The organism is Pontibacter beigongshangensis, from assembly GCF_014332515.1.
In the GTDB taxonomy this organism is placed as follows: Bacteria; Bacteroidota; Bacteroidia; order Cytophagales; family Hymenobacteraceae; genus Pontibacter; species Pontibacter beigongshangensis.
Genome location: NZ_VFSD01000001.1, coordinates 214,475 through 234,520 on the forward strand (window position 1 = coordinate 214,475; position 20,046 = coordinate 234,520).

The following is a 20,046-nucleotide window of genomic DNA, read 5'->3' on the forward strand; positions in this document are numbered from 1 at the left end:
TATGGCTAAACGAAACTCAAACAAGCTCCTCTACATCCTTATTGGCGTCGCCCTTTTTCTGACAATCGGGGCTTTGGTAGCCAAAAAAGCTGGCTGGATCGGGAAAGAAGACAGTGAAGAGGTGGTACTGTCGGAAGTAAAGAAAACAACAATTATTGAAAAAGTGAGCGCCTCCGGTAAAATTCAGCCTGAGTCGGAGGTCAAGATAAGCCCCGACGTTTCTGGTGAAATAATCGAACTGCATGTAGAGGAAGGCGACTCGGTGGTAAAAGGCATGCTGCTGCTCCGCATCCGGCCCGACAACTACCAGTCGATGGTAGATGCGCAGCAGGCGGGTGTGAACCAGGCCCGGGCCAACCTGGCACAGACGAAGGCAAGGCTGCAGCAGGCCCGTGCCAACCAGGTGCAGGTGGTGCAGAACTATGAGCGTAACAAGCAGCTGTTCCAGCAGAAGGTAATTTCGGAAGCAGAGTTCCAGCAGATAAAAGCCGCCTACGAGGCCGGCCAGCAGGAAATTGCCGGTTTGCAGCAAAGTGTGCGCGCCGCGGAGTTTAGTGTGCAAAACGCGCTGGCCTCGCTGAAGGACGCGCGGGAGAACCTGAACAAAACCACCATTTATGCTCCCGTAAGCGGCACCGTGTCTAAGCTCAATGTAGAGCGTGGGGAGCGCGTGGTAGGAACCTCGCAGATGGCAGGTACCGAGATCATGCGTATCGCCAACCTCAACAACATGGAGGTACGGGTAAACGTGAACGAAAACGACATTATTCGAGTAGGGATGGGCGACTCTGTAATTGTGGAAGTAGACTCTTATGCCAGCAGAGACGAAAAGTTTAAAGGCATCGTGACATCCATCGCTAACTCTGCCAAAGAAGGAGCTTCTTTAGAGGCAGTTACGGAATTTGAAGTGCGAATCAGGCTGCTGAACGAGTCGTATGATCACCTCGCTTCCAGAACGCAGCGCCCCTTCAGGCCAGGCATGACGGCCTCTGTAGAAATCCTGACAGAGCAGAAAAATGATGTTTTATCCGTACCTTTGTCTGCCGTTACCACCCGCTCTAACGAAAGAGCAGCGGCCGGCAACGAGGAAAACAACCAGGAGCAGGGGCAACAACAGTCGGCGGGCAGAGAGCAGGTAAAAGAAGTCGTGTTTGTGTACGATGCAGGAAATACCGTAAAGGCCGTACAGGTAAAAACAGGCATCAGCGACTTCGACAACATGGAGATCATCAGTGGATTAGAGGAGGGCCAGAAGGTGGTGTCAGGACCATTCAGGGCAGTTTCGAAAACACTTAAAGACGGTGCTAAAGTGGCCGTAAAAGACGAAAAATCGCTTACTAAACCCGCTGCCCTTGCCTCTGAATAAACAAGAACAAATATAAGTCTGATGTGGAAAAGATAGCAGTTATAGGGGGAGGAAGCTGGGCAACAGCTCTGGTAAAAATATTATCCGAGAACAAGTCGCAGGTACACTGGTGGATGCGGAACTCCGACGATGTAAAGCACCTGATCCAATACAAGCATAACCCCCGCTACCTGAGTGGGGTAAGCTTCGACCTGACGTATGTAAAACCCACAATTGATCTGGAAGCCGCGGTGGCCGTCTCGGACTGGGTGATCCTGGCGGTGCCAGCCGCCTTTGTGCAGCAGGTAGTGTCGCTTTTACCCGAAAACGCCTTTGCCGGCAAAGTAGTGGTGTCGGCCATTAAAGGCATGATTCCCAATGAAAACATTCTTATTTCTGATTACCTGGAGCGGCATTACCATGTGCCTAATACGCACCAGCTCATAATTGCCGGTCCGTGCCACGCAGAGGAGGTGGCGCTCGAAAAGCAGTCGTACCTCACTATTGGCTCGCACGACCTGGAGACGGCGGAGCGCTTCTGCGAGCTGCTCCGCAACCGCTACGTAAAAGCCAACCCCCTCGACGACCTGGACGGCATTGAATATTGTGCCGTTATTAAAAACATTATAGCCCTGGCCTGCGGCGTTGCCCATGGCCTGAACTATGGCGACAATTTCCAGTCGGTGCTGGTGTCTAATGCCATGCTCGAGATAGAGCGTTTCCTGCACCGCATCATGCCGATGCGCCGCTCCCTGAGTGGCTCCGCTTACCTCGGCGACCTGTTGGTTACGGCTTACTCCCAGTTCAGCCGGAACCGGACCTTCGGCAACATGATTGGGCGCGGCTATTCCGCAAAATCTGCCCAGATGGAAATGAACATGGTGGCAGAAGGCTTTTACGCCGTGCAGAGTATCCACGAACTCAATAGGAATTTCCAGCTGGACATGCCCATTACTACCGCTGTTTACAACATCCTGTACGAGCGTATTTCACCGGCAGTGGAATTTGAGATCCTAAAGAATAAACTGAAGTAGTGGGGGCAGCAGCAGAGCCTCCGCAGGAGTTAATGTGGCAATTTTTTAATTTGCAAATTTGAAGATGAGAAGATCTGGAAATGAATGACCAAAGCAGGTTATCAAATCAATCCCAGTCCCCACTTAGCACATTAACCAAATTATTCCAATAAAAAGACCCCTCCGGAGCTTTTTCTGCCGCTGCTGCAGCCTACCTGATTTCTTTCTGCCCCCTATTTCCTGTAGGGCGAGCCTAAAGCCCGGTAAATAGACAGCACGCACACACCGGCAGCCAGCCAGACACTGAAAACAAAATTCAGCCGGAAAAATTCGCTTACCTGCAGCTGCATTACCGAATACAGGTTGAGCAGGTATACGAGCAGGGAAGCATAGCAACTGCCCATCAGGCCAAGTATAAATGACCTGGGAAAAATGCCGGCAGGCAGCCGGTCGAGTATGGTCTGGTTTTTCAGGTGCCAGTGCAGGGACATTATTTTTCGTTTGCGAAGGGCTCTTTGAGTAAGGTAAGAAGCCAGGGCAGAAAGGACAAAACTCATTGTAAAGCTTGTCAGAAATAAATGGCTGTTGATGCTTTTCTGCCCCCAGAGCGGCACCTCTGCTGCATGGCGCCACACCAGCCAGGTTAAAATGCCTGTCAGGATGCTGTTAGCGAAAGCAAGCAACAGGCTGACTCTTATCAGAAAACTGTAATTATGGGGCATTCTCATAGTTGGCTTAAGATCCGAAGTTTGGACAACAGGTTGCAGCATTTCATTTCAAGCTAATATTTTTATGCGGTAGTTGATACCTGCCAGTGTAGTTAATTTTTTGAGGGTTCCGTTTTAGGTAGAGCAGCATCCCGCGTATGGGCAGTCATTACTATCTCAATTCAACTTGCAAAACAGCACCAGCTAGTTTGGGTCAGATGCCCGCAAAGTTGGATGACCGGTATAACCAGCAGGTTGGGAGCTTCATAAATTCGGAGTTCCATGTTACGTTTTCTTAATTTTCGATAAAAAAGGGAAAAAGAATTGTGCCTGATTTCCCGATGTTTTATACCTTAGAATCCTGGTAAGTAAGGAGCTTTCTTTATAGTTAGTCGGTTTGCCCTTCTGCTAAAGTTATTGCCTTATTAATGTCGGTTAGCTTACAAAATGTATCCTGAAACAGATATGGTAAAGAAGAAAACCGTTAAAGTAGTATGTGCCCTACTGGAGCAGCAAGGCCGTGTGCTGGTAACACAGCGGCACCAGCATATGGACCAGCCGCTGCTGTGGGAGTTTCCTGGCGGTAAGGTGGAGCCCGGCGAAACAGAGGAGGAGAGCCTGAAGCGCGAGATAAAGGAAGAGCTGCAGTTAACCATTACACCCGTGCTGCGCTTAACTCCTGTTTTTTCTGATTTAAATGAGGGGGTGCAACTGGAGCTTATCCCTTTTATCTGCCACTACAAGGGCGGGGCTATTCAACTGGTGGAGCATAAAGCTTACCAATGGTCTGAGCGTGACCACCTCAGAGGTTATGACTGGTGCCCCGCCGACCTGCCTGTGGTGGAAGAATATCTGCGCCTTTTCCAGGCACCCTGAGATTGTCTCTCCTTGCTTTTGCCGCACCAGCTTCTGGATTATGCTGCATAGCCTTAGCTTTCAAAAAACAGGGGGTTACTGTATCTGCAGCCCCCCGTTGCCGTATATTTGCGTTATGAAGGAATTGCCTAATGCCTTTGCCAGTCGGATGCAGCAGCAGCTTGATGCCGGTTTCCAGGAATTTAAACATGCCATTGCAGCCAATCCGCCTGTAAGCGTGCGCATAAACAGCAGCAAGATGGAGCCGCCGCAGGGGCTGCAGCGGGTGCCCTGGAGTAGCCATGGGTTTTACCTGCCCATAAGGCCTCTGTTTACCCTGGACCCTTTGCTGCACGCCGGCGCCTACTATGTGCAGGAGGCAAGTTCTATGTTTCTGGAGCAGGCCCTGCAGCAGTCGGTCGACCTGCAGCAGCCACTGCGGGTGCTGGACCTTTGCGGTGCACCCGGAGGCAAATCCACCCACCTGGCCAGCCTTATTACTGCCGACAGCCTGCTCGTATCGAATGAGGTGATCCGGAGCCGGGCCACCATTCTGGCGGAGAACGTGGCCAAGTGGGGAAGCGGCAATGTGGTGGTCACCAGCAACGATCCGCGCGATTTTGGCAAGTTGCCGGAGTTTTTTGATGTGATGGTAGTGGATGCACCCTGCAGCGGCGAGGGCATGTTTCGCAAAGACCCGAAAGCCATGGAGGAGTGGTCGGAGGAGAACGTGAAAATGTGTGCCCAGCGGCAGCAGCGCATCCTGACGGATGTGTGGTCCGCACTGAAGCCTGGCGGTGCCCTGGTCTACAGCACCTGCACCTGGAACACGTCCGAAAACGAAGAAAATATGGCCTGGCTGGCACAGCAGGAGGAGGCAGAGAACATAAAGCTCAGACTGGACCCCTCCTGGGGTATAGTGCCCGGTGAACTGGAAGGAATACAGGGGTACAGGTTTTACCCCCATCTGCTGCCCGGCGAAGGCTTCTTCCTGACGGTGCTCCGTAAACCAGGCCAGGCCCGAGAGGCGCACAGCACCGGCAAACGCAAAAAATACAAACTGGCATTGGCTGGCAAAAAAGAGAAAGCGCTGATAGCGAACTGGCTTCTGGAGCCTGAGCGTTTCGAATGGCTGCAGTACGGCAACTATATTTCTGCCATTTCTGCCAACCTGTTCGAAGACCTGGATGAGCTTTATCAGCAGCTTTATGTAATTTATGCCGGGATAGAAGTAGCCGAGGTGATAGGCAAAATGATAAAGCCGCAGCACCCGCTGGCGCTATCGCAGCACCTGAACAAGAACGCTTTTAACACCCTGAGCCTGACGCTGGAGCAGGCGCTTCGCTATTTGCGCAAAGAGGATATTAACCCCGGCAGCAGCGGCACCGACAAGGTGTTGCTCCAATACCAGGGGCTCCCGCTCGGCTGGGCCAAGCAGATCGGCAACCGCATGAACAACAACTACCCCAAAGAGTGGCGCATCCGGATGGAGCTGCCTCAGGTGGTAGAGGAGGATAAACTGTTCACTTTGGGGAAATACGTTATTTAGTTATGAGTTAAAAGGTACGTTATATCTTTTGTCCCCCTTCAAAGGGGGACTTTTCCTCCCATTGTAATTTCATGCGTAACATCAGGTAAGAATATAAGGGTGTGAGTAGAGGAATACTTCCTCCAATTTACCAGTTACGAACAATAAAAAAGTCCATGGCTAAGGTGGATCACTCTTTCCTTAGCCATGGACTTTCCTTCTTCTACCGAATTATTTAAATCAAAATGTCCCTCCGGAAGCCTATGGTTCTGCTGTTGCTGCTAATCCTAAGAAATCATGATTGCGGATACTAAGCCGCAAAGGCTAAGGGAACTTTGATTTACTACTCTACAAACAGCACCAGGCCTTTCAGGTATTCGCCTTCGGGGTGGAAGATGGAGATGGGGTGGTCGGCTGGCTGGGAGAGGTGGTGCATGATTTTGATGGACCGGCCTGCTTCTATGGCTGCTGCCATCACGGTGTTGTTGAATAGGTTTTTGTCTACTACCTGCGAGCAGGAGAAGGTAAAAAGGATGCCACCGGGCTTTATTTTGCGCATCGCTTCTGCGTTCAGGCGCTTGTAACCCATCAGGGCATTGTGGCGCACGTTCTGGCTTTTGGCAAAGGCAGGAGGATCCAGAATAATCACGTCGTACTGGTCTTCCTTGCCTTTCAGAAACTCGAAGGTGTCTATGGCGAAGGCTTCGTGCCGCTCCGGTGCCTGGCTGAGCTCGGCATTCCGCTCTGTCAGCTCAATGGCTCTTTTGGAGCTGTCGACGGAGTGCACCAGGCTGGCGCCGGCATTGAGGGCGTACACAGAAAAGCCGCCTGTGTAGCAGAAGGTATTCAGCACCGCCTTGTTTTTAACATAGTTGGCCAGCAGGCTGCGGTTTTCCCGTTGGTCAATAAAGAAGCCTGTCTTCTGGCCGCTTTCCCAATCCACAAAAAACTGGTGCTCGTTTTCGGTTACCACCGTACCTGCCGAAGACTCACCGAACAGGTAGCCGTTCTGCGCATCCACGGGTGCCTTTGGCGGCAGCGACTCGGCACTTTTGTCGTAGATCGCCTTAAGCTTATTGCCGTACACCGCCTGCAGCGCCTGCGCAATAAGCGGTCGTGCCAGGTACATGCCAACCGAGTGTGCCTGCAGTACGGCGGTGTCTTTGTACACATCCACAATCAGGCCCGGCACATGGTCGCCTTCGGCATACAGGAGCCGGTATACATCCGTATCGGGGTTATCGATCATGCCCAGCCTGTTCCGGAAATCGTAAGCCTGCTGCACCTTGCCTGTCCAGAAAGCCAGGACGGGTTCCACCTGCTCAAACGAGAAAATACGGACGGCGATGGAGCCGGGGGCGTAGTGGCCCATGCCCAGAAACTCGTGCCTGCTGGAATACACCTCCACCACGTCGCCTTCCTGTGGCTCTCCGTCTGCTTTTTTAATCGCGCCCGAAAACACCCACGGATGAAATCTTTTAAGTGAATGCTCTTTTCCTTTGGCTAAATATAATTTGATAATCGACATTGCGTTAATTTGGAGATTTGAGGATTTGGAGATTTGAAAATGGAGGCAGGAGCAGGTAAAAATGGCTCACGAGTGGCTTTTTCATTAGAATAATTTGGTTATAAGAAGCCTCTTTTTTCAGTAATTCCTGCTCTGACAATCCTTTTAACGAGGCTTGGAACCTTGCCAACCTAGGGTAAACTTTCCTGGATAGCTTGCTGCCAGCTCGAGGCTGGTTCCATTTCAGGTTGCAAAAGTACGACAAAATCCAGTTTCGCACTTAGGCTATCACCTTTAATTCTACGAGTTTGGTGTAAAGTTTTTGTACCGGCAGGCCCACCACGTTAAAATAAGAGCCTTCTATGCGCTCAATGCCAACCATGCCAATCCACTCCTGTATGCCGTAGGCGCCGGCTTTGTCGTAGGGTTGGTAGTGGCGGATGTAGTAGTCGATCTCCGCATCGGTCAGCTGTTTGAAGTAGACGCTCGTGGTATCGTGAAACACTTCTTTAAAGTTTTCCGACAAAAGGCATACGCCGGTAATAACCTGATGGCTGGTGCCGGAGAGGGTGCGCAGCATCTCGAAGGCCTGGTCGTAAGCGGCAGGTTTGTTCAGGATCCTGTCGCCAGCCGATACGATGGTATCGGCCGTGATGAGTACCTCGCTGCCCAGGTCATCGGCGTAGGCGCCGGCTTTGTGGGAGGCCAGAAACTCAGCTACCTCAGCCGGGTGGAGGTGCTCCGGGAAATCCTCGGGCACCTCTTTCACCTTCACCTTAAATTCTAAACCAAGGCTTGCCAGCAGTTCTTTGCGGCGCGGCGAGTTAGAGGCAAGCAGAAGCGGCTGTAACAAATTCATCTTCTTTGATAGAGCTAAATAAAAATCCACTGATTACTTTGGGGTAAAAGAAAGTCGACTTCTGGGGCATCATGGCCCCGCTGTAGCACACCCGCTTTACCTGTTCTATGGTTATTTCGTTGGTAATGAGAGCAAGCCGTGCCTTGCCAGCGTCTACCTGGCTGATGCAGGCGGTAAAGTTACGGACATAACTCAGCCCTTCGTAATTCCGCTGCTCCTCCCGGCCGATGCCGAGTATTTTTTCAAAGATGAAATAGTGCATCACGGTCAGGTCCAGCTCCTTCACCTCCTGCGGCAGGTCCCAGTCGAGCTGCGGAAGCACCTCCGGTTTAAGGCGCAGCTTGTAGGAGTTGCCGGACAAATATAACCCAAAGGCCCAGGCCTTGCCCGCAATCACTTCATTGAGCTCATAAGGGTCGGATTTGGGTGTTACTGTAAAGTATTCCTGCAAACGAGCGATAAAGGCCTCATCCGTCAGGTCTAATTGCTGCAGCACCCGGTGTGTGGGCAGAATGCGCAGGTCGTCGGCCTCGGTGTTGGTAAAGTACATAAGGTGGTAATTGTAACCTTCCTGGCCGGTATGGGTGCCACTGTTCCGGGCAGTCATGGCCTTGCGGTAGGCCAGGGAGCCTTCGTAGCGGTGGTGGCCATCGGCGAGCAGGATCTGTTTTGGCTGCAGCGTGTCCATAAAAAGCCTGATCACGTCTCGGTCCTGAATCACGGCCAGCACATCGCGCACGCCCTGGTAATCTTCCGTTTCGTAGATTGGGGAGAGTATGGCCTCGTCGAGGTAAGGCTCCAGGCGGAACTCCGGGTCGGTATAGAGGCCGTGGGTGGGGCTGCTGTTGAGTTGTGTCTGCTCCAGCAGTTCCATGCGGTCGTTCACCGAGCTGGGGATGGTGCTCTCGTGGCGGAGCAGCACCTGCTCGCTCCAGTCGTAGGCCCTGATGTGGCAGATAAACCCTTTGCGGCAGTACTCCCGGCTGCTTCCCGGCAACCTGAAATACTGGTAGTACACATAGATGCCGGGCAGCGGGTCCTGCAGTAGCACCTGCTGCTGTTTCCAGGTATCGAGCAGGCGCGCCGCATCTGCTGCCGGCTGCTCTCCCTGCGGAACAGACAGATGAATGCTGTTGTAACTGTTCCGGTAGAGTTTCTCCCGCTGCCTTTCCGACACCACATCAAAAAGCGGAGAGGTCAGTTCATCTATGTTCAGGTGCAGCCGGTCGTTATAGCGCCAGGGCCTGATAGGTAGTATTTCTGCCATCTATTTGCTGGTTGTTAGTTGTTATAGATGTCGGCATAAACCCCGGAAATCGAACAGGTTTAGCCATCTAATACAGGACACAAGACGTAGGACATCAGACACAAGATTTTTTCATAATCAGAACAAACCAAATGTCGATTTCCGATAAGTTGTGTCATTGTCCATATGATTTGTAAGGCTGCCTGTTAATTTCGTGCCGCTCATTTTCCTGTTTCAAATCATTATTCCACCGAGCTTTCTGCCCTCATCTTAGGTTACGCCGATGAACCATGCACAACCAACGACCAACAAAAAACAACCAGCAACCAAGATCAGGGTGCCAGGCGTTTGGTTATCCAGCCGGTTTCGGTCAGTTCGTAGGCTATCCGGTCGTGGAGGCGGTCCGGCCGGCCCTGCCAGAACTCCAGGTAATCGGGGCGCAGGGTAAAACCGCCCCAGTGTGGCGGGCGTGGCACATGGCCAAGGCCTGAGAACTCGCTTGCATAACGGCGGCCGGCTTCTTCGAGTTGCGCCCGACTGCTGATTTCGCGGCTTTGCGGCGAGGCCCAGGCGCCAATCCTGCTGCCTTCGGGCCGGCTGTTGAAATATTCTTCCGATATCTGCTCCGGCACTCGCACTACCTGCCCCTCTATGCGCACCTGCCGCTCCAGCTCCGGCCAGAAGAAAGTCATGGCCGCAAACGGGTTGGCGGTCAGTTCCTCACCCTTGCGGCTTTGGTAATTGGTGAAAAAGGTAAAGCCGCCGTCAGAAATGTCTTTCAGGAGCATAACCCGGGCCGAGGGCCTGTTCACAGCATTGACACTGGATAAAACCAGGGCGGTAGGTTCGAGTACCTCTGCCTCGATGGCCTGTTGCAGCCAGTTGCTAAACTGTAACAAAGGGTCCTGCAGAACGGAATCTTCTGACAACTCTTTTTTGGAGTAATTGGTGCGGATCGCAGCGATGTTTAGGGAAAGTGCCATAGGATGGTTGGTTTTTTCAAAAGTAGGAAAAAATAGGCTGCCAGTAAACTAATTTTAGCCTGGCTCTGAGGTACTTTATAAATATATAGCATAAATAATATGTTTCTGCTTAAGTATCTGGCAGGTTCTTTACCATATGTGTTACTATATCACTTCCTTTGCGTAAGAAATAATAAGCTGTTAATTTAGTTGACAGCGCAGGATAAATTAAATCGCAATTTAACTAAGCGCACAAGGCATCAGATGGAAGAAACCAGCGAGACAAAACCCCGCTCCGGCAGCATCCTGATTTCGGAGCCGTTTCTGGGAGACCCCAATTTTGAGCGGTCTGTCATCCTGCTGTGCAACCACGTTGAGGAGGAGGGCACCTTTGGGCTGGTGCTCAACAAGATGTCTAACCTGAAGCTCTCCGATGTGGTGGACGTGTTCGAAAGTCCTTTCGACATGGAGCTCGGCATCGGTGGCCCTGTGCAGTATAACACCCTCCATTATGTGCACCGGGTGGCCGCGCTGCCGGATGCTGTAAAACTGGGAGAAGAGCTATACTGGGGCGGTGATTTTGAGGCACTTAGGGCTATGGTCAGTGCCGGCACCATTACCAAGGACGATATCCGGTTCTTTTTAGGTTACTCAGGCTGGACCGCAGGGCAGCTTCAGGAAGAAATAGATAAAAATGTTTGGATAGTTAATAACAATGCTGTGAATAAATTGTTTAATTTTGAGTCGGATAGTCTTTGGAGCAATATTTTGCGCCAGATGGGCGGCAAATATAAAGTGCTATCTAATTACCCGATCGACCCACGCTTAAATTAACGATATTTCGTTATACTAAAAATTGCTGACATGACAACTGAAAATAAGAATACTGACGCTACTGGTGCTGAAAATACTGAGAATCTGAATATAGACAACCAAGGAGCAGGTAAAGCGGAATCGCCACAGGAGATCCTGGAGAAACGCTTAGCAGAGTTGAATGCCAAAGAAGCAGCGCAACCCGCCAGCCCGGCAACGGACCAAGCCGCTAAGCCGGAGCAGGAGGAGCAGGAACAGCCTGACACACCCGCTACACCCAAAGAAGAACAGCCCGAGATACAGCCCACTCTCACCACAGCAGCCGAAGCCGCTTCAGTTACCGCAAAGGAAGGGGCCATGGCCGAAGCACAGGAGACGATAGAAGAAGAGGGGGTGGCAGCACCTGTGGCCGCAACTCCGGTGGAGCCCGCCGCGCCTGCTGCCGGAGCATCCAAACCTGAAGCAGGGAAGGCCGCTGCCAGTGCCGACGCACCTCACGACGAAGAGGAGGGAGAAGAGGAAAGTGAAGCAGTGGACTACAGTACCATGTCGCTGGAGGAACTGCGCCAGAAACTTTCGGAATTGCTGAAAAGCTCCGACGCCCGCAAAAAATATAAGACCATCAACGAGATTCATCGCCATTACGACCTTAAGTTTCAGGAACAGAAAGCAGAGGCCCTGGAGCAGTTTAAAAAAGAAGGAGGCGGCGAAGAGGATTTCGATTACCATGCCCCGCAGGAGCACCAGGAACTTGAAAGACAACTGAGCACTTTCCGGGAGTCGCGTTACCAGGAGCGCCAGCAGACAGAGGAGCAGCGCAGCAAAAACCTGGAGCGCAAGCGGGAACTGCTCAACAAGCTGCGCGAGCTGGTGGAATCGGCTGAGACGAAGCATAGCGGTGAGGAACTAAAGAACCTGCAGCAGGAGTGGAAAGCGATTGGACCCGTGCCAGCCGGGGAGGCCCAGGAACTATGGGACTCTTACCACGCCCTGCTCGATATCTTCTACAACAACCGCAGCATTTTTTATGAGCTGAAAGAGCTCGACCGCAAACGCAACCTCGATGCCAAGCTGCAACTCATCGAGCGGGCCGAAGCGCTGGAGCAGGAGCCCTCTATCAACAAGGCGCTGCAGGAATTGCGTCATCTCCACGAAGAGTGGAAGAACATTGGCCCCGTGCCAAACGACCAGCGCGACATAGTGTGGGACCGTTTTATTGTCGCTTCTGAAAAAGTGCACGAGCATCGTCGTGCCTACCAGGAAGAGCGTAAATCGAAGGAGATGGAGAACCTGGCCACCAAGCGGGCGCTGCTGGAGCGCCTGATGACGTTTCAGGGCTTTAACACAGACCGCATAAACGAGTGGCGCGATAAGACAGACGAGATACAGAAACTGAAAGAGGAGTGGGATGCAGCCGGGCTCGTGCCGAAAGAGTATGCCGAAGAAGTGAACAAAACATTCTGGGGCAATTACAAAGCCTTTTTCCAGCACAAGAACCAGTTCTTTAAAACCCTAGACGACCAGAAGATGCAAAACCTGCGCATCAAGACGGAATTGTGCGATGAGGCCGAAAGCCTGAAAGACAGCACCGACTGGAACTCCACGAAAGAGAAGCTGATACAGCTCCAGAAGAAATGGAAGACCATAGGCCGCGTGCCCGACAAATATTCGGACAAGATCTGGCAGCGCTTCCGTAGTGCCTGCAACGAGTTTTTCGACCGCAAGCAGGCGCATGAGCAGCAGCGCGGAGCCGAACTTGATAAGGCAGCTTCTGAAAAGATGGCGCTGTGCGACACCATAACCGCTAAACTTGCCGCACCAACCGCTACCACCTCGCTGGAGGAGTACGAGGACCTGGTGGCGCAATGGAATGCGCTGGACAAAGGCAAACGCAGCAATCCGAAGGTGGAGGAGAAGTTCCTGGCGCTGATGGCTGACTTCCTGGAGCGTGTACCGCAGCTGTCTTTTGAGGAGCGGAACGACATGCTGGTAAGGTTGCAGGTAGACAGGCTCAGGCAGACGCCGGATGCCGGCCACAAGCTGCAACAGCGTGAGCAGACGATACGCCGTGAGATTTCACAGCTGCAAAACGACATTCAGACGCTCAGGACCAACATCGAATTTTTTGCCCGCTCTAAAAATGCTGACAAGCTCCGTGAAGAGTACGAAGCCCGCATAGAAGAGGCGCAGAAACGGATCGATTTGCTCTACAGGCAACAGCAGGCCTTCAGAAGCTGAAAAATTTGTCGCTGATTTCCAAAAACTTACTCGGCGTGCAGCAAAAAAGTGGTGCCGGTAATTTGCTATTTTAAAAGGAGCGGCTACCTTTGCATCGCTTTAGAACACCAGGGCGCAACAAAAGAGTAAAGCCTCCATAGCTCAGCTGGTAGAGCAACTGACTTGTAATCAGTAGGTCGTTGGTTCGATCCCGACTGGGGGCTCTCCTCCCAAACAGAAAACCCTTCAGAGAAATCTGGAGGGTTTTCTGCTTTTTCAGCCTTTCGCACAAATTTTTCTAATGGATTTTGCCCTCCGGAGCTTTCTGCTGCTGCTGTCTGATCCTTGATTTAAAGTATTTCAGGATTACCTTTACTATGGTTTCTTTGTTTTCTTTATTGCTGCCTGACTCAAACTAACAGCATGTTTAAATCTACTGAGTAGAAGGCTCCGGAGGCACCTAATCATTATAATAATTCGTCACCTCTTTATCCTGGAGTCATATGGGGATTAAGAATCCTCTTCAGAGGGTTTAGGACCTAGGAAGGTTAGGAGAGGGTCAAAGGCGGGTACACGTAACAGCGCAGGAAAGAGAAATCAGGTTAATCCTGAAATCCTTTAAATCAAGATTCAGACCACAAGAGCAGCCACAGCAGTAAAGCCTCCTGGGCGGCCATTTTATTAGAATAATCCGCGGGTTAATCCCCAAATCCGTAATAAGTTAAGCATGTTGCCAGCCAGTTGGAGCATCAAAAACAGCAAAAAAAAACGGATTTTCCGCCGGGGGTATTTGCAAATTAAAAATCAATTTCTACCTTTGCATCGCTTTAGAACAACAGAGCGCAACAAAAGAGTAAAGCCTCCATAGCTCAGCTGGTAGAGCAACTGACTTGTAATCAGTAGGTCGTTGGTTCGATCCCGACTGGGGGCTCTCCTCCAAAAGCAAAAAAGCCTTCAGAGAAATCTGGAGGCTTTTTTGCTTTTCATCCTTTCCGTCCGAATTATGCAAATAAAAATGCCCTTCCGGAGGCATACAGGGGCACAGGCTATGGAATTACCGGCTTTTTCGCTTATTTTGGCTACTTCAATCCAAGACTCACGATGCAATTAATAGAGGTTACCACTCCCCAACTGGCCAGAGATTTTCTGATGGTGCAGGTGCAGCTGTATAAAAAAGACCCCAACTATATTCGTCCGCTCGACAAAGACATAGACAATGTTTTTGACCCGAAGAAAAACCGGCTCCTCCGCAACAGCGAAGCCATCCGGTGGCTGCTCCAGGACGATAAAGGAAAGTACATAGGCCGAATCGCAGCCTTCATCAACAAAAAAACGGCTAATACCTACGAGCAGCCCACCGGGGGCATGGGCTTTTTCGACTGCATCAACAACCAGGAAGCCGCCAACATGCTCTTCGACGCCTGCCGCGACTGGCTGCAGGCACGCGGCATGGAGGCCATGGACGGCCCCATTAACTTTGGCGACCGCGACAAGTGGTGGGGCATGCAGGCAGACGGCTTCTATCCGCCCACCTATGGCATGAACTACAATTTCCCGTACTACCAGCAGCTGATCGAAAACTACGGCTTCCAGGTGTTCTTTAAGCAATATGTGTATTTCAGGGAGGTAGAGGAGAAGCTGGAGGAGGGGATTTACCGCAAAGCCAAGCAGATTCTGGCCAACCCCGACTATAGTTTCAGGCACATGGATAAAAAAGACCTGAAAAAATATGCCGAGGATTTCCGGACGGTCTACAACAAAGCCTGGACCAAGCACGAAGGCGTGAAAGGCATGTCGGAGGCGCAGGCGATGGGGGCCATGAACCAGATGAAGCCGATCCTGGACGAGCGCATCGTATGGTTCGGCTATTATAAAGACGAGCCGGTGAGCTTCATGATTCTGCTGCCGGAGCTGAACCAGCTCTTCAAGTACGTAAACGGAAAGCTAGACCTCTGGGGGAAAGTGAAGTTTGCCTTCCACCGCTGGCGAGGTGCCTGCAAGGCCATGTTCGGGGTTGTATTTGGCGTATCGCCGGAGCACCAGCGCAAAGGCGTGGAAACTGCCCTGGTGGTAGCCGCCTCCAGGGTGGTGCAGAACAATCCTAAAATTCCCTATCAGGTAATGGAGATGAACTGGATTGGCGACTTTAACCCCAAGATGATGAATGTGGCGGTGCAGTGCGGCGGCCGCATTTACAAAACCTACCACACCTACCGCTACCTCTTCGACAGGACAAAGGAGTTTAAACGGATGAGGATTATCCAGTAAAAAAAACCGAAACGATAGCAGCCTTTGCTGCTGCTGGCAACAACACTGGCTTCAGCAGCAGCAAAGGCATTTTTATAGCACCCGATGGATTCACTTACGCAGATAGTTTTAGGGGCTTCGGTAGCAGAGGCCGTTTGTGGGCGCAAGCTAGGCAACAAAGCAATGCTGTGGGGCGCTGTGGCCGGCACCATTCCCGACCTGGACGTGCTCGCCAACCCCTGGCTCGATATGGTGGATCAGCTCAGCTTTCACCGCTCCTTCTCCCATTCCTTTCTTTTCGCCCTGGTGGTGTCGCCGGTGCTGGGCTGGCTGCTGCACCGGCTCTACCGGCACCAGCAGGCCACCTTCCGAGACTGGACCCTGCTGTTTTTCCTGGGCTTCACCACCCACGCCATCCTCGACAGCTTCACCACCTGGGGCACACAGCTGTTCTGGCCCTTCAGCACCTATGGCGTGGCTTTTTACAATATCTTTGTAGTAGACCCGTTTTATACCGTGCCGTTTCTGGTGCTGGTGGTGGTGGCAGCCTTTTACAGCCGCTCCAACCCCACCAGGCAGAAGCTAAACTATGCGGGGCTTGCCATCAGTTCATGTTACCTCCTGTTCTCGTTTGCGGCCAAAGCACACGCCAACCAGGTGTTTGAGGAAGCCCTGGACCGGCAGGGGATAACCTACAGCTCCTACATCAGCAAACCCACGCCCATGAACACGTTGCTCTGGACCGTGACCGCCAGGGGAGAAGATGGTTTCTACACAGGCTTTTACTCGCTCCTGGACGCTGACAGGGAAGTAAGGTTTGCCTTTGAGCCGCAGCAGGCGCCATTGCTGCAGCCTTACCTGGGGCACCCCAAACTGGACCGGCTGCTCCAGATAACCAAGGGCTATTATACGCTGGAGAAAACAGTGGAAGGCGTGGCCATCAACGACCTCCGGTTTGGGCAGTTCGATGGCTGGCGTAAAAGCGGGGGAGAATACGTGTTTAAGTATAAGCTCTGGTTTGATGAAGAAAAGCAGCTGCAGTTTGAGGAGCAGAATTACCGCCCCAAAGTGGACAAAGTGTACCTGAGCTCATTTTTAAACCGGGTTATGGGAGAAAAGTAGTGCCCTGACGCGCTGATTTATAAAACGGAGATTTGAAGTTGACCTAAGTCTGAAAGGAGATGCCCCCATGCAGCCTCCCCCTTCGCGGGTACCCATGCCCTCAAACAACAGCAATAAGAGCTCCGGAGGGCCATTTTCATTAGAATAATTCAGGTTCTATGGCTCAGTTCATGTTGCTGTGTAGCGGCATGAAACCTAGCCTCAAAAGCCAGTCGATACAGCTCATGGATATCCCCCGAGATTTTCAAGAATAAAAAGGTGAGAGGATGGCTGGAACGCAGAGGAGTCCCGAAGAATATGGTTTTTTCCTGAACACCAGTTTATGGTCGGCCTTTGGGCGGAGCAGGCAGTTTTATCCCTTGCTCAAGCCCCCGGAGCAGGGCAGCCTGGAACTGATTCCCCTGGTGGCCGGGTCCCTAATAGGCCTGCTGGTGCCCTCTACTGCCAGCGGCGGCGGCCTTTCTGTGCCTGGCAGCCGCGGCCTAAATGAGCGGGCAGTGCCGGGCGGTGGATGGCGACTTTTCAATCAGCAGTTTGTACCCGCTCCGGAGCCGTGCCAGGGCCTAAAACAAAGGCGGCAAAAGCTGGTTAAATTGCGCTAAAATGTTTACTTTTGTAGAGTTATGCAAGAAAGTGCCAGGTAATAACCGGGTGCTTTTATTCAACCTTTATATACATGCTTACACCCCGCTTATTATTGCTGTGCTGCGTTCTGTTTATGGCATTTTTCTCTGTTTCCTGCAAGCCAATGTGTCCTATTTCATCGTGCCAGGTGCGCATGGTGCACCCGCATGGGGAGCATCAGTTCAGGGGGCAGCCCTTTTACAAAAAACAGAACCCAAAAATGGGGGAGAAGCTCCCGAAAATGAAAGGCGAGAAGAAAAAAGCCGACAGCCCGAACAACAAGGCTAAGAATAAGAAGTAAGCATGTGCTTTATATAGGCTTTTTTGCATAAATTGCCACTATTAATATTCATCCATATACATTCATATTTTAGACGTTGAGCATGATCGAAGGCGAACGAATAATACCGATAAACATTGAAGATGAGATGCGCGGAGCATACATCGACTATTCAATGTCTGTTATCATTTCAAGAGCCTTACCCGATGTCAGAGACGGATTGAAGCCTGTGCACCGGCGTGTGCTCTACGGCATGTCCGAACTGGGGGTATCCTATAACAAAGCTTATAAAAAATCTGCCAGGATAGTAGGAGAGGTGCTGGGTAAATACCACCCGCACGGCGACTCCTCTGTGTACGAAACCATGGTGCGCATGGCCCAGGAATGGTCGCTGCGCTACCCACTCGTAGACGGGCAGGGGAACTACGGCTCCATAGACGGCGACTCACCAGCCGCCATGCGTTATACCGAGGCGCGCCTGAAGCGAATTGCGGATGAGCTCCTCAACGACCTGGACAAAAACACCGTGGACTTTGTGCCTAACTTCGACGACTCCCTCAAAGAGCCGTCGGTGATGCCGGCCAAATTCCCGAACCTGCTGGTAAACGGCACCTCCGGCATAGCCGTGGGCATGGCCACCAACATGGCCCCCCATAACCTGACCGAGGTGGTGAACGGCATTATGGCCTACATCGATAACAACGATATCACGATTGCGGAACTGATGGAGCATATCACCGCACCGGACTTCCCGACAGGTGGCATCATTTATGGCTACGATGGCGTTAAGGCTGCATTCGAGACCGGCCGTGGCCGTGTGCTGATGCGTGGCAAAGCCATCTTTGAGACAACACCATCCGGTAAGGAGCAGATTATTGTGACGGAGATTCCGTACATGGTCAACAAGGCTTCCATGATCGAGAAAACGGCCGCCCTTATCAACGATAAAAAGATAGAAGGCATCTCCGACCTCCGGGACGAGTCTGACCGTGACGGGTTACGAGTGGTGTACGACCTGAAGCGCGATGCCATCCCCAATGTGGTGCTCAACAACCTGTACAAATACACCCAGCTTCAGTCTTCTTTCGGCGTGAACAACGTGGCCCTGGTTGGTGGCCGCCCCATGACGCTGAACCTGAAGGAGCTGATCAAGTATTTCGTAGACCACCGCCACGAAGTGGTGATCCGCAGAACACAGTTCGAGCTGGACGAGGCCAGGAAACGGGCCCACATCCTGGAAGGCTTGCTCATTGCTCTCGACAACCTCGATGAGGTGATCACGCTGATCCGGTCGTCGCGAGACCCGGAGATTGCCCGTAACGGCCTGATGGAACGCTTCAACCTGTCGGAACTGCAGGCCAGGGCTATTCTGGACATGCGTCTGCAGCGCCTTACTGGTCTGGAGCGCGATAAAATTGTGCAGGAGTACGAAGAGATCATGAAACTGATCGATTACCTGACTTCGATCCTGAACGATGAAGGCCTGCGCATGCAGATCATCAAAGACGAGCTGGCCGATGTCAGAGACCGCTATGGCGACGCCCGCCGCACCACCATTGAGGCCTCTATGGGCGACATCTCTTACGAAGACATGATCCCGGAAGAGAACATGGTAATCACCATCTCGCATGAAGGCTATATCAAGCGTACCTCGCTGAACGAATACCGCAGCCAGAGCCGTGGGGGCATAGGTTCCAAAGGTGTAGGCGCGTCTAAAGAGAGCGACTTTACAGAGCACATCTTTATTGCCAGCACCCACCACCACATGATGTTCTTTACCGAGTTCGGTAAAGTGTTCTGGCTGAAGGTGTATGAGATTCCGGAAGGTGGCAAAACAACCAAAGGCCGGGCCATCCAGAATATCATCAACATTGAGAAGGAGGATAAGGTACGTGCCGTGATTAATGTGCATGACCTGAAGAACCAGGATTTTGTCCTGAACCATAACCTGATTTTCTGCACCGAGCAGGGTACTATTAAAAAGACCGTGCTGGAAGCTTATTCCCGCCCAAGAACCAACGGTATCAACGCCATTACCATTAACGAAGGCGACAGGCTGCTGGATGTGCAACTGACCACCGGCAACAGCGAAGTGGTAATTGCCCTGGGCTCAGGAAGAGCGATACGCTTTAATGAAAGCCAGGTAAGACTGATGGGCAGAAACGCTGCCGGCGTGCGCGGTGTAACCCTGGCTGGACCGGATGATAAGGTGGTTGGTATGGTTTGTGTAGAAAATGATCAGACAGAACTGCTGGTGGTGTCTGAAAACGGTTTCGGTAAGCGCTCCAAATTAGATGAATACCGGATTACCAACCGTGGTGGCAAAGGTGTGAAAACACTGAACGTGACCGAGAAAACCGGCAAGCTGGTTTCGATTAAAGGAGTGGTAGACGGAGACGACCTGATGATCATTAACCGTTCCGGAATTACTATCAGATTGCGTGTAAGCGAGATCCGGGTAATCGGAAGGGCTACCCAGGGAGTGCGCCTGATCAAACTCAATGACGGCGACAGCATCTCTTCAGTGGCCAAGATCGAGATGGAGAACGAGGAGGAGATCGTGCTGCTGGAGTCGGAACTTCAGCCGGAGGATTCGCTTCAGCCTGACGACATGATCGATCCTGTTGCCGATCCGGAAGAAGCGCCATCTGATGATCAGGTTGATGGACCTGAAGACACTGAAACAACGGAAGAAATTTAATTTTTTAATTCATTAGGAAT

General features: G+C 51.8%; 16 protein-coding genes and 2 tRNA genes. 13 read left to right on the forward strand and 5 right to left on the reverse strand.

All coding sequences use genetic code 11. The features are described from left to right. Window position 1 precedes the first annotated feature (1 nt). Entirely contained in the window at window positions 2-1,366 is a 1,365-nt protein-coding gene (locus FJM74_RS00790; RefSeq protein ID WP_187260654.1) for an efflux RND transporter periplasmic adaptor subunit, read from the forward strand. A 23-nt stretch (window positions 1,367-1,389) separates the two neighbouring features. Beyond that, complete coding sequence (locus FJM74_RS00795; RefSeq protein WP_187260655.1) at window positions 1,390-2,379, forward strand: NAD(P)H-dependent glycerol-3-phosphate dehydrogenase; 990 nt, start codon at window positions 1,390-1,392, stop codon at window positions 2,377-2,379. 212 nt (window positions 2,380-2,591) lie between these two features. Here the strand turns inward: FJM74_RS00795 and FJM74_RS00800 are convergent, their stop codons facing one another. Beyond that, on the reverse strand, window positions 2,592-3,080 hold the full coding sequence (locus FJM74_RS00800) for a hypothetical protein (RefSeq protein WP_187260656.1): 489 nt from the start codon (window positions 3,078-3,080) through the stop codon (window positions 2,592-2,594). Window positions 3,081-3,530: 450 nt separating this feature from the next. Between FJM74_RS00800 and FJM74_RS00805 the strand changes: the two genes are divergently transcribed. Next, a complete protein-coding gene (locus tag FJM74_RS00805) occupies window positions 3,531-3,941 on the forward strand; it encodes a (deoxy)nucleoside triphosphate pyrophosphohydrolase (RefSeq protein ID WP_187260657.1) in 411 nt (136 codons plus the stop codon). Window positions 3,942-4,056: 115 nt separating this feature from the next. After that, the gene (locus FJM74_RS00810) at window positions 4,057-5,469 is read left to right on the forward strand and encodes a methyltransferase RsmF C-terminal domain-like protein (RefSeq protein ID WP_187260658.1); all 1,413 of its coding nucleotides are present in this window, start codon (window positions 4,057-4,059) and stop codon (window positions 5,467-5,469) included. A 322-nt stretch (window positions 5,470-5,791) separates the two neighbouring features. Here FJM74_RS00810 and FJM74_RS00815 read toward each other — a convergent pair whose 3' ends face one another. The 4 genes from FJM74_RS00815 to pdxH form a co-directional block, all read right to left on the reverse strand. Further along, the gene (locus FJM74_RS00815) at window positions 5,792-6,976 is read right to left on the reverse strand and encodes a class I SAM-dependent rRNA methyltransferase (protein ID WP_194349925.1); all 1,185 of its coding nucleotides are present in this window, start codon (window positions 6,974-6,976) and stop codon (window positions 5,792-5,794) included. Between the two features lie 259 nt (window positions 6,977-7,235). After that, window positions 7,236-7,814, reverse strand: a complete 579-nt coding sequence (locus FJM74_RS00820; RefSeq protein WP_187260659.1) for a Maf family nucleotide pyrophosphatase — start codon at window positions 7,812-7,814, stop codon at window positions 7,236-7,238. Next, entirely contained in the window at window positions 7,780-9,081 is a 1,302-nt protein-coding gene (locus FJM74_RS00825; RefSeq protein ID WP_187260660.1) for a DUF1015 domain-containing protein, read from the reverse strand. The genes FJM74_RS00820 and FJM74_RS00825 overlap by 35 nt, the downstream gene beginning before the upstream one ends. A 311-nt stretch (window positions 9,082-9,392) precedes the next feature. Then, complete coding sequence (gene pdxH / locus FJM74_RS00830; RefSeq protein WP_187260661.1) at window positions 9,393-10,043, reverse strand: pyridoxamine 5'-phosphate oxidase; 651 nt, start codon at window positions 10,041-10,043, stop codon at window positions 9,393-9,395. A 243-nt stretch (window positions 10,044-10,286) separates the two neighbouring features. Here pdxH and FJM74_RS00835 point away from each other — a divergent pair, with 243 nt between their 5' ends. From FJM74_RS00835 to gyrA, 9 genes are all read left to right on the forward strand, one after another. Then, window positions 10,287-10,856, forward strand: coding sequence for a YqgE/AlgH family protein (locus tag FJM74_RS00835; RefSeq protein ID WP_187260662.1), 570 nt, complete (start codon window positions 10,287-10,289; stop codon window positions 10,854-10,856). A 30-nt stretch (window positions 10,857-10,886) separates the two neighbouring features. Further along, window positions 10,887-13,073, forward strand: a complete 2,187-nt coding sequence (locus FJM74_RS00840) for a DUF349 domain-containing protein (protein WP_187260663.1) — start codon at window positions 10,887-10,889, stop codon at window positions 13,071-13,073. Window positions 13,074-13,203: 130 nt separating this feature from the next. Continuing rightward, window positions 13,204-13,276 (forward strand) — tRNA-Thr (locus FJM74_RS00845). A gap of 634 nt (window positions 13,277-13,910) precedes the next feature. Further along, a tRNA-Thr gene (locus tag FJM74_RS00850) sits at window positions 13,911-13,983 on the forward strand. 170 nt (window positions 13,984-14,153) lie between these two features. Continuing rightward, complete coding sequence (locus FJM74_RS00855) at window positions 14,154-15,320, forward strand: hypothetical protein (protein ID WP_187260664.1); 1,167 nt, start codon at window positions 14,154-14,156, stop codon at window positions 15,318-15,320. 84 nt (window positions 15,321-15,404) lie between these two features. After that, a complete protein-coding gene (locus FJM74_RS00860; protein WP_187260665.1) occupies window positions 15,405-16,421 on the forward strand; it encodes a metal-dependent hydrolase in 1,017 nt (338 codons plus the stop codon). A 266-nt stretch (window positions 16,422-16,687) separates the two neighbouring features. Further along, window positions 16,688-17,023 carry a hypothetical protein gene (locus FJM74_RS00865; RefSeq protein ID WP_187260666.1) on the forward strand — a complete coding sequence of 112 codons (336 nt, stop codon included), beginning with the start codon at window positions 16,688-16,690 and terminating at the stop codon, window positions 17,021-17,023. Window position 17,024: 1 nt separating this feature from the next. Further along, window positions 17,025-17,333 carry a hypothetical protein gene (locus FJM74_RS00870; protein ID WP_187260667.1) on the forward strand — a complete coding sequence of 103 codons (309 nt, stop codon included), beginning with the start codon at window positions 17,025-17,027 and terminating at the stop codon, window positions 17,331-17,333. A 95-nt stretch (window positions 17,334-17,428) separates the two neighbouring features. Then, window positions 17,429-20,026, forward strand: a complete 2,598-nt coding sequence (gene gyrA, locus FJM74_RS00875; protein ID WP_187260903.1) for a DNA gyrase subunit A — start codon at window positions 17,429-17,431, stop codon at window positions 20,024-20,026. Window positions 20,027-20,046 lie beyond the last annotated feature (20 nt).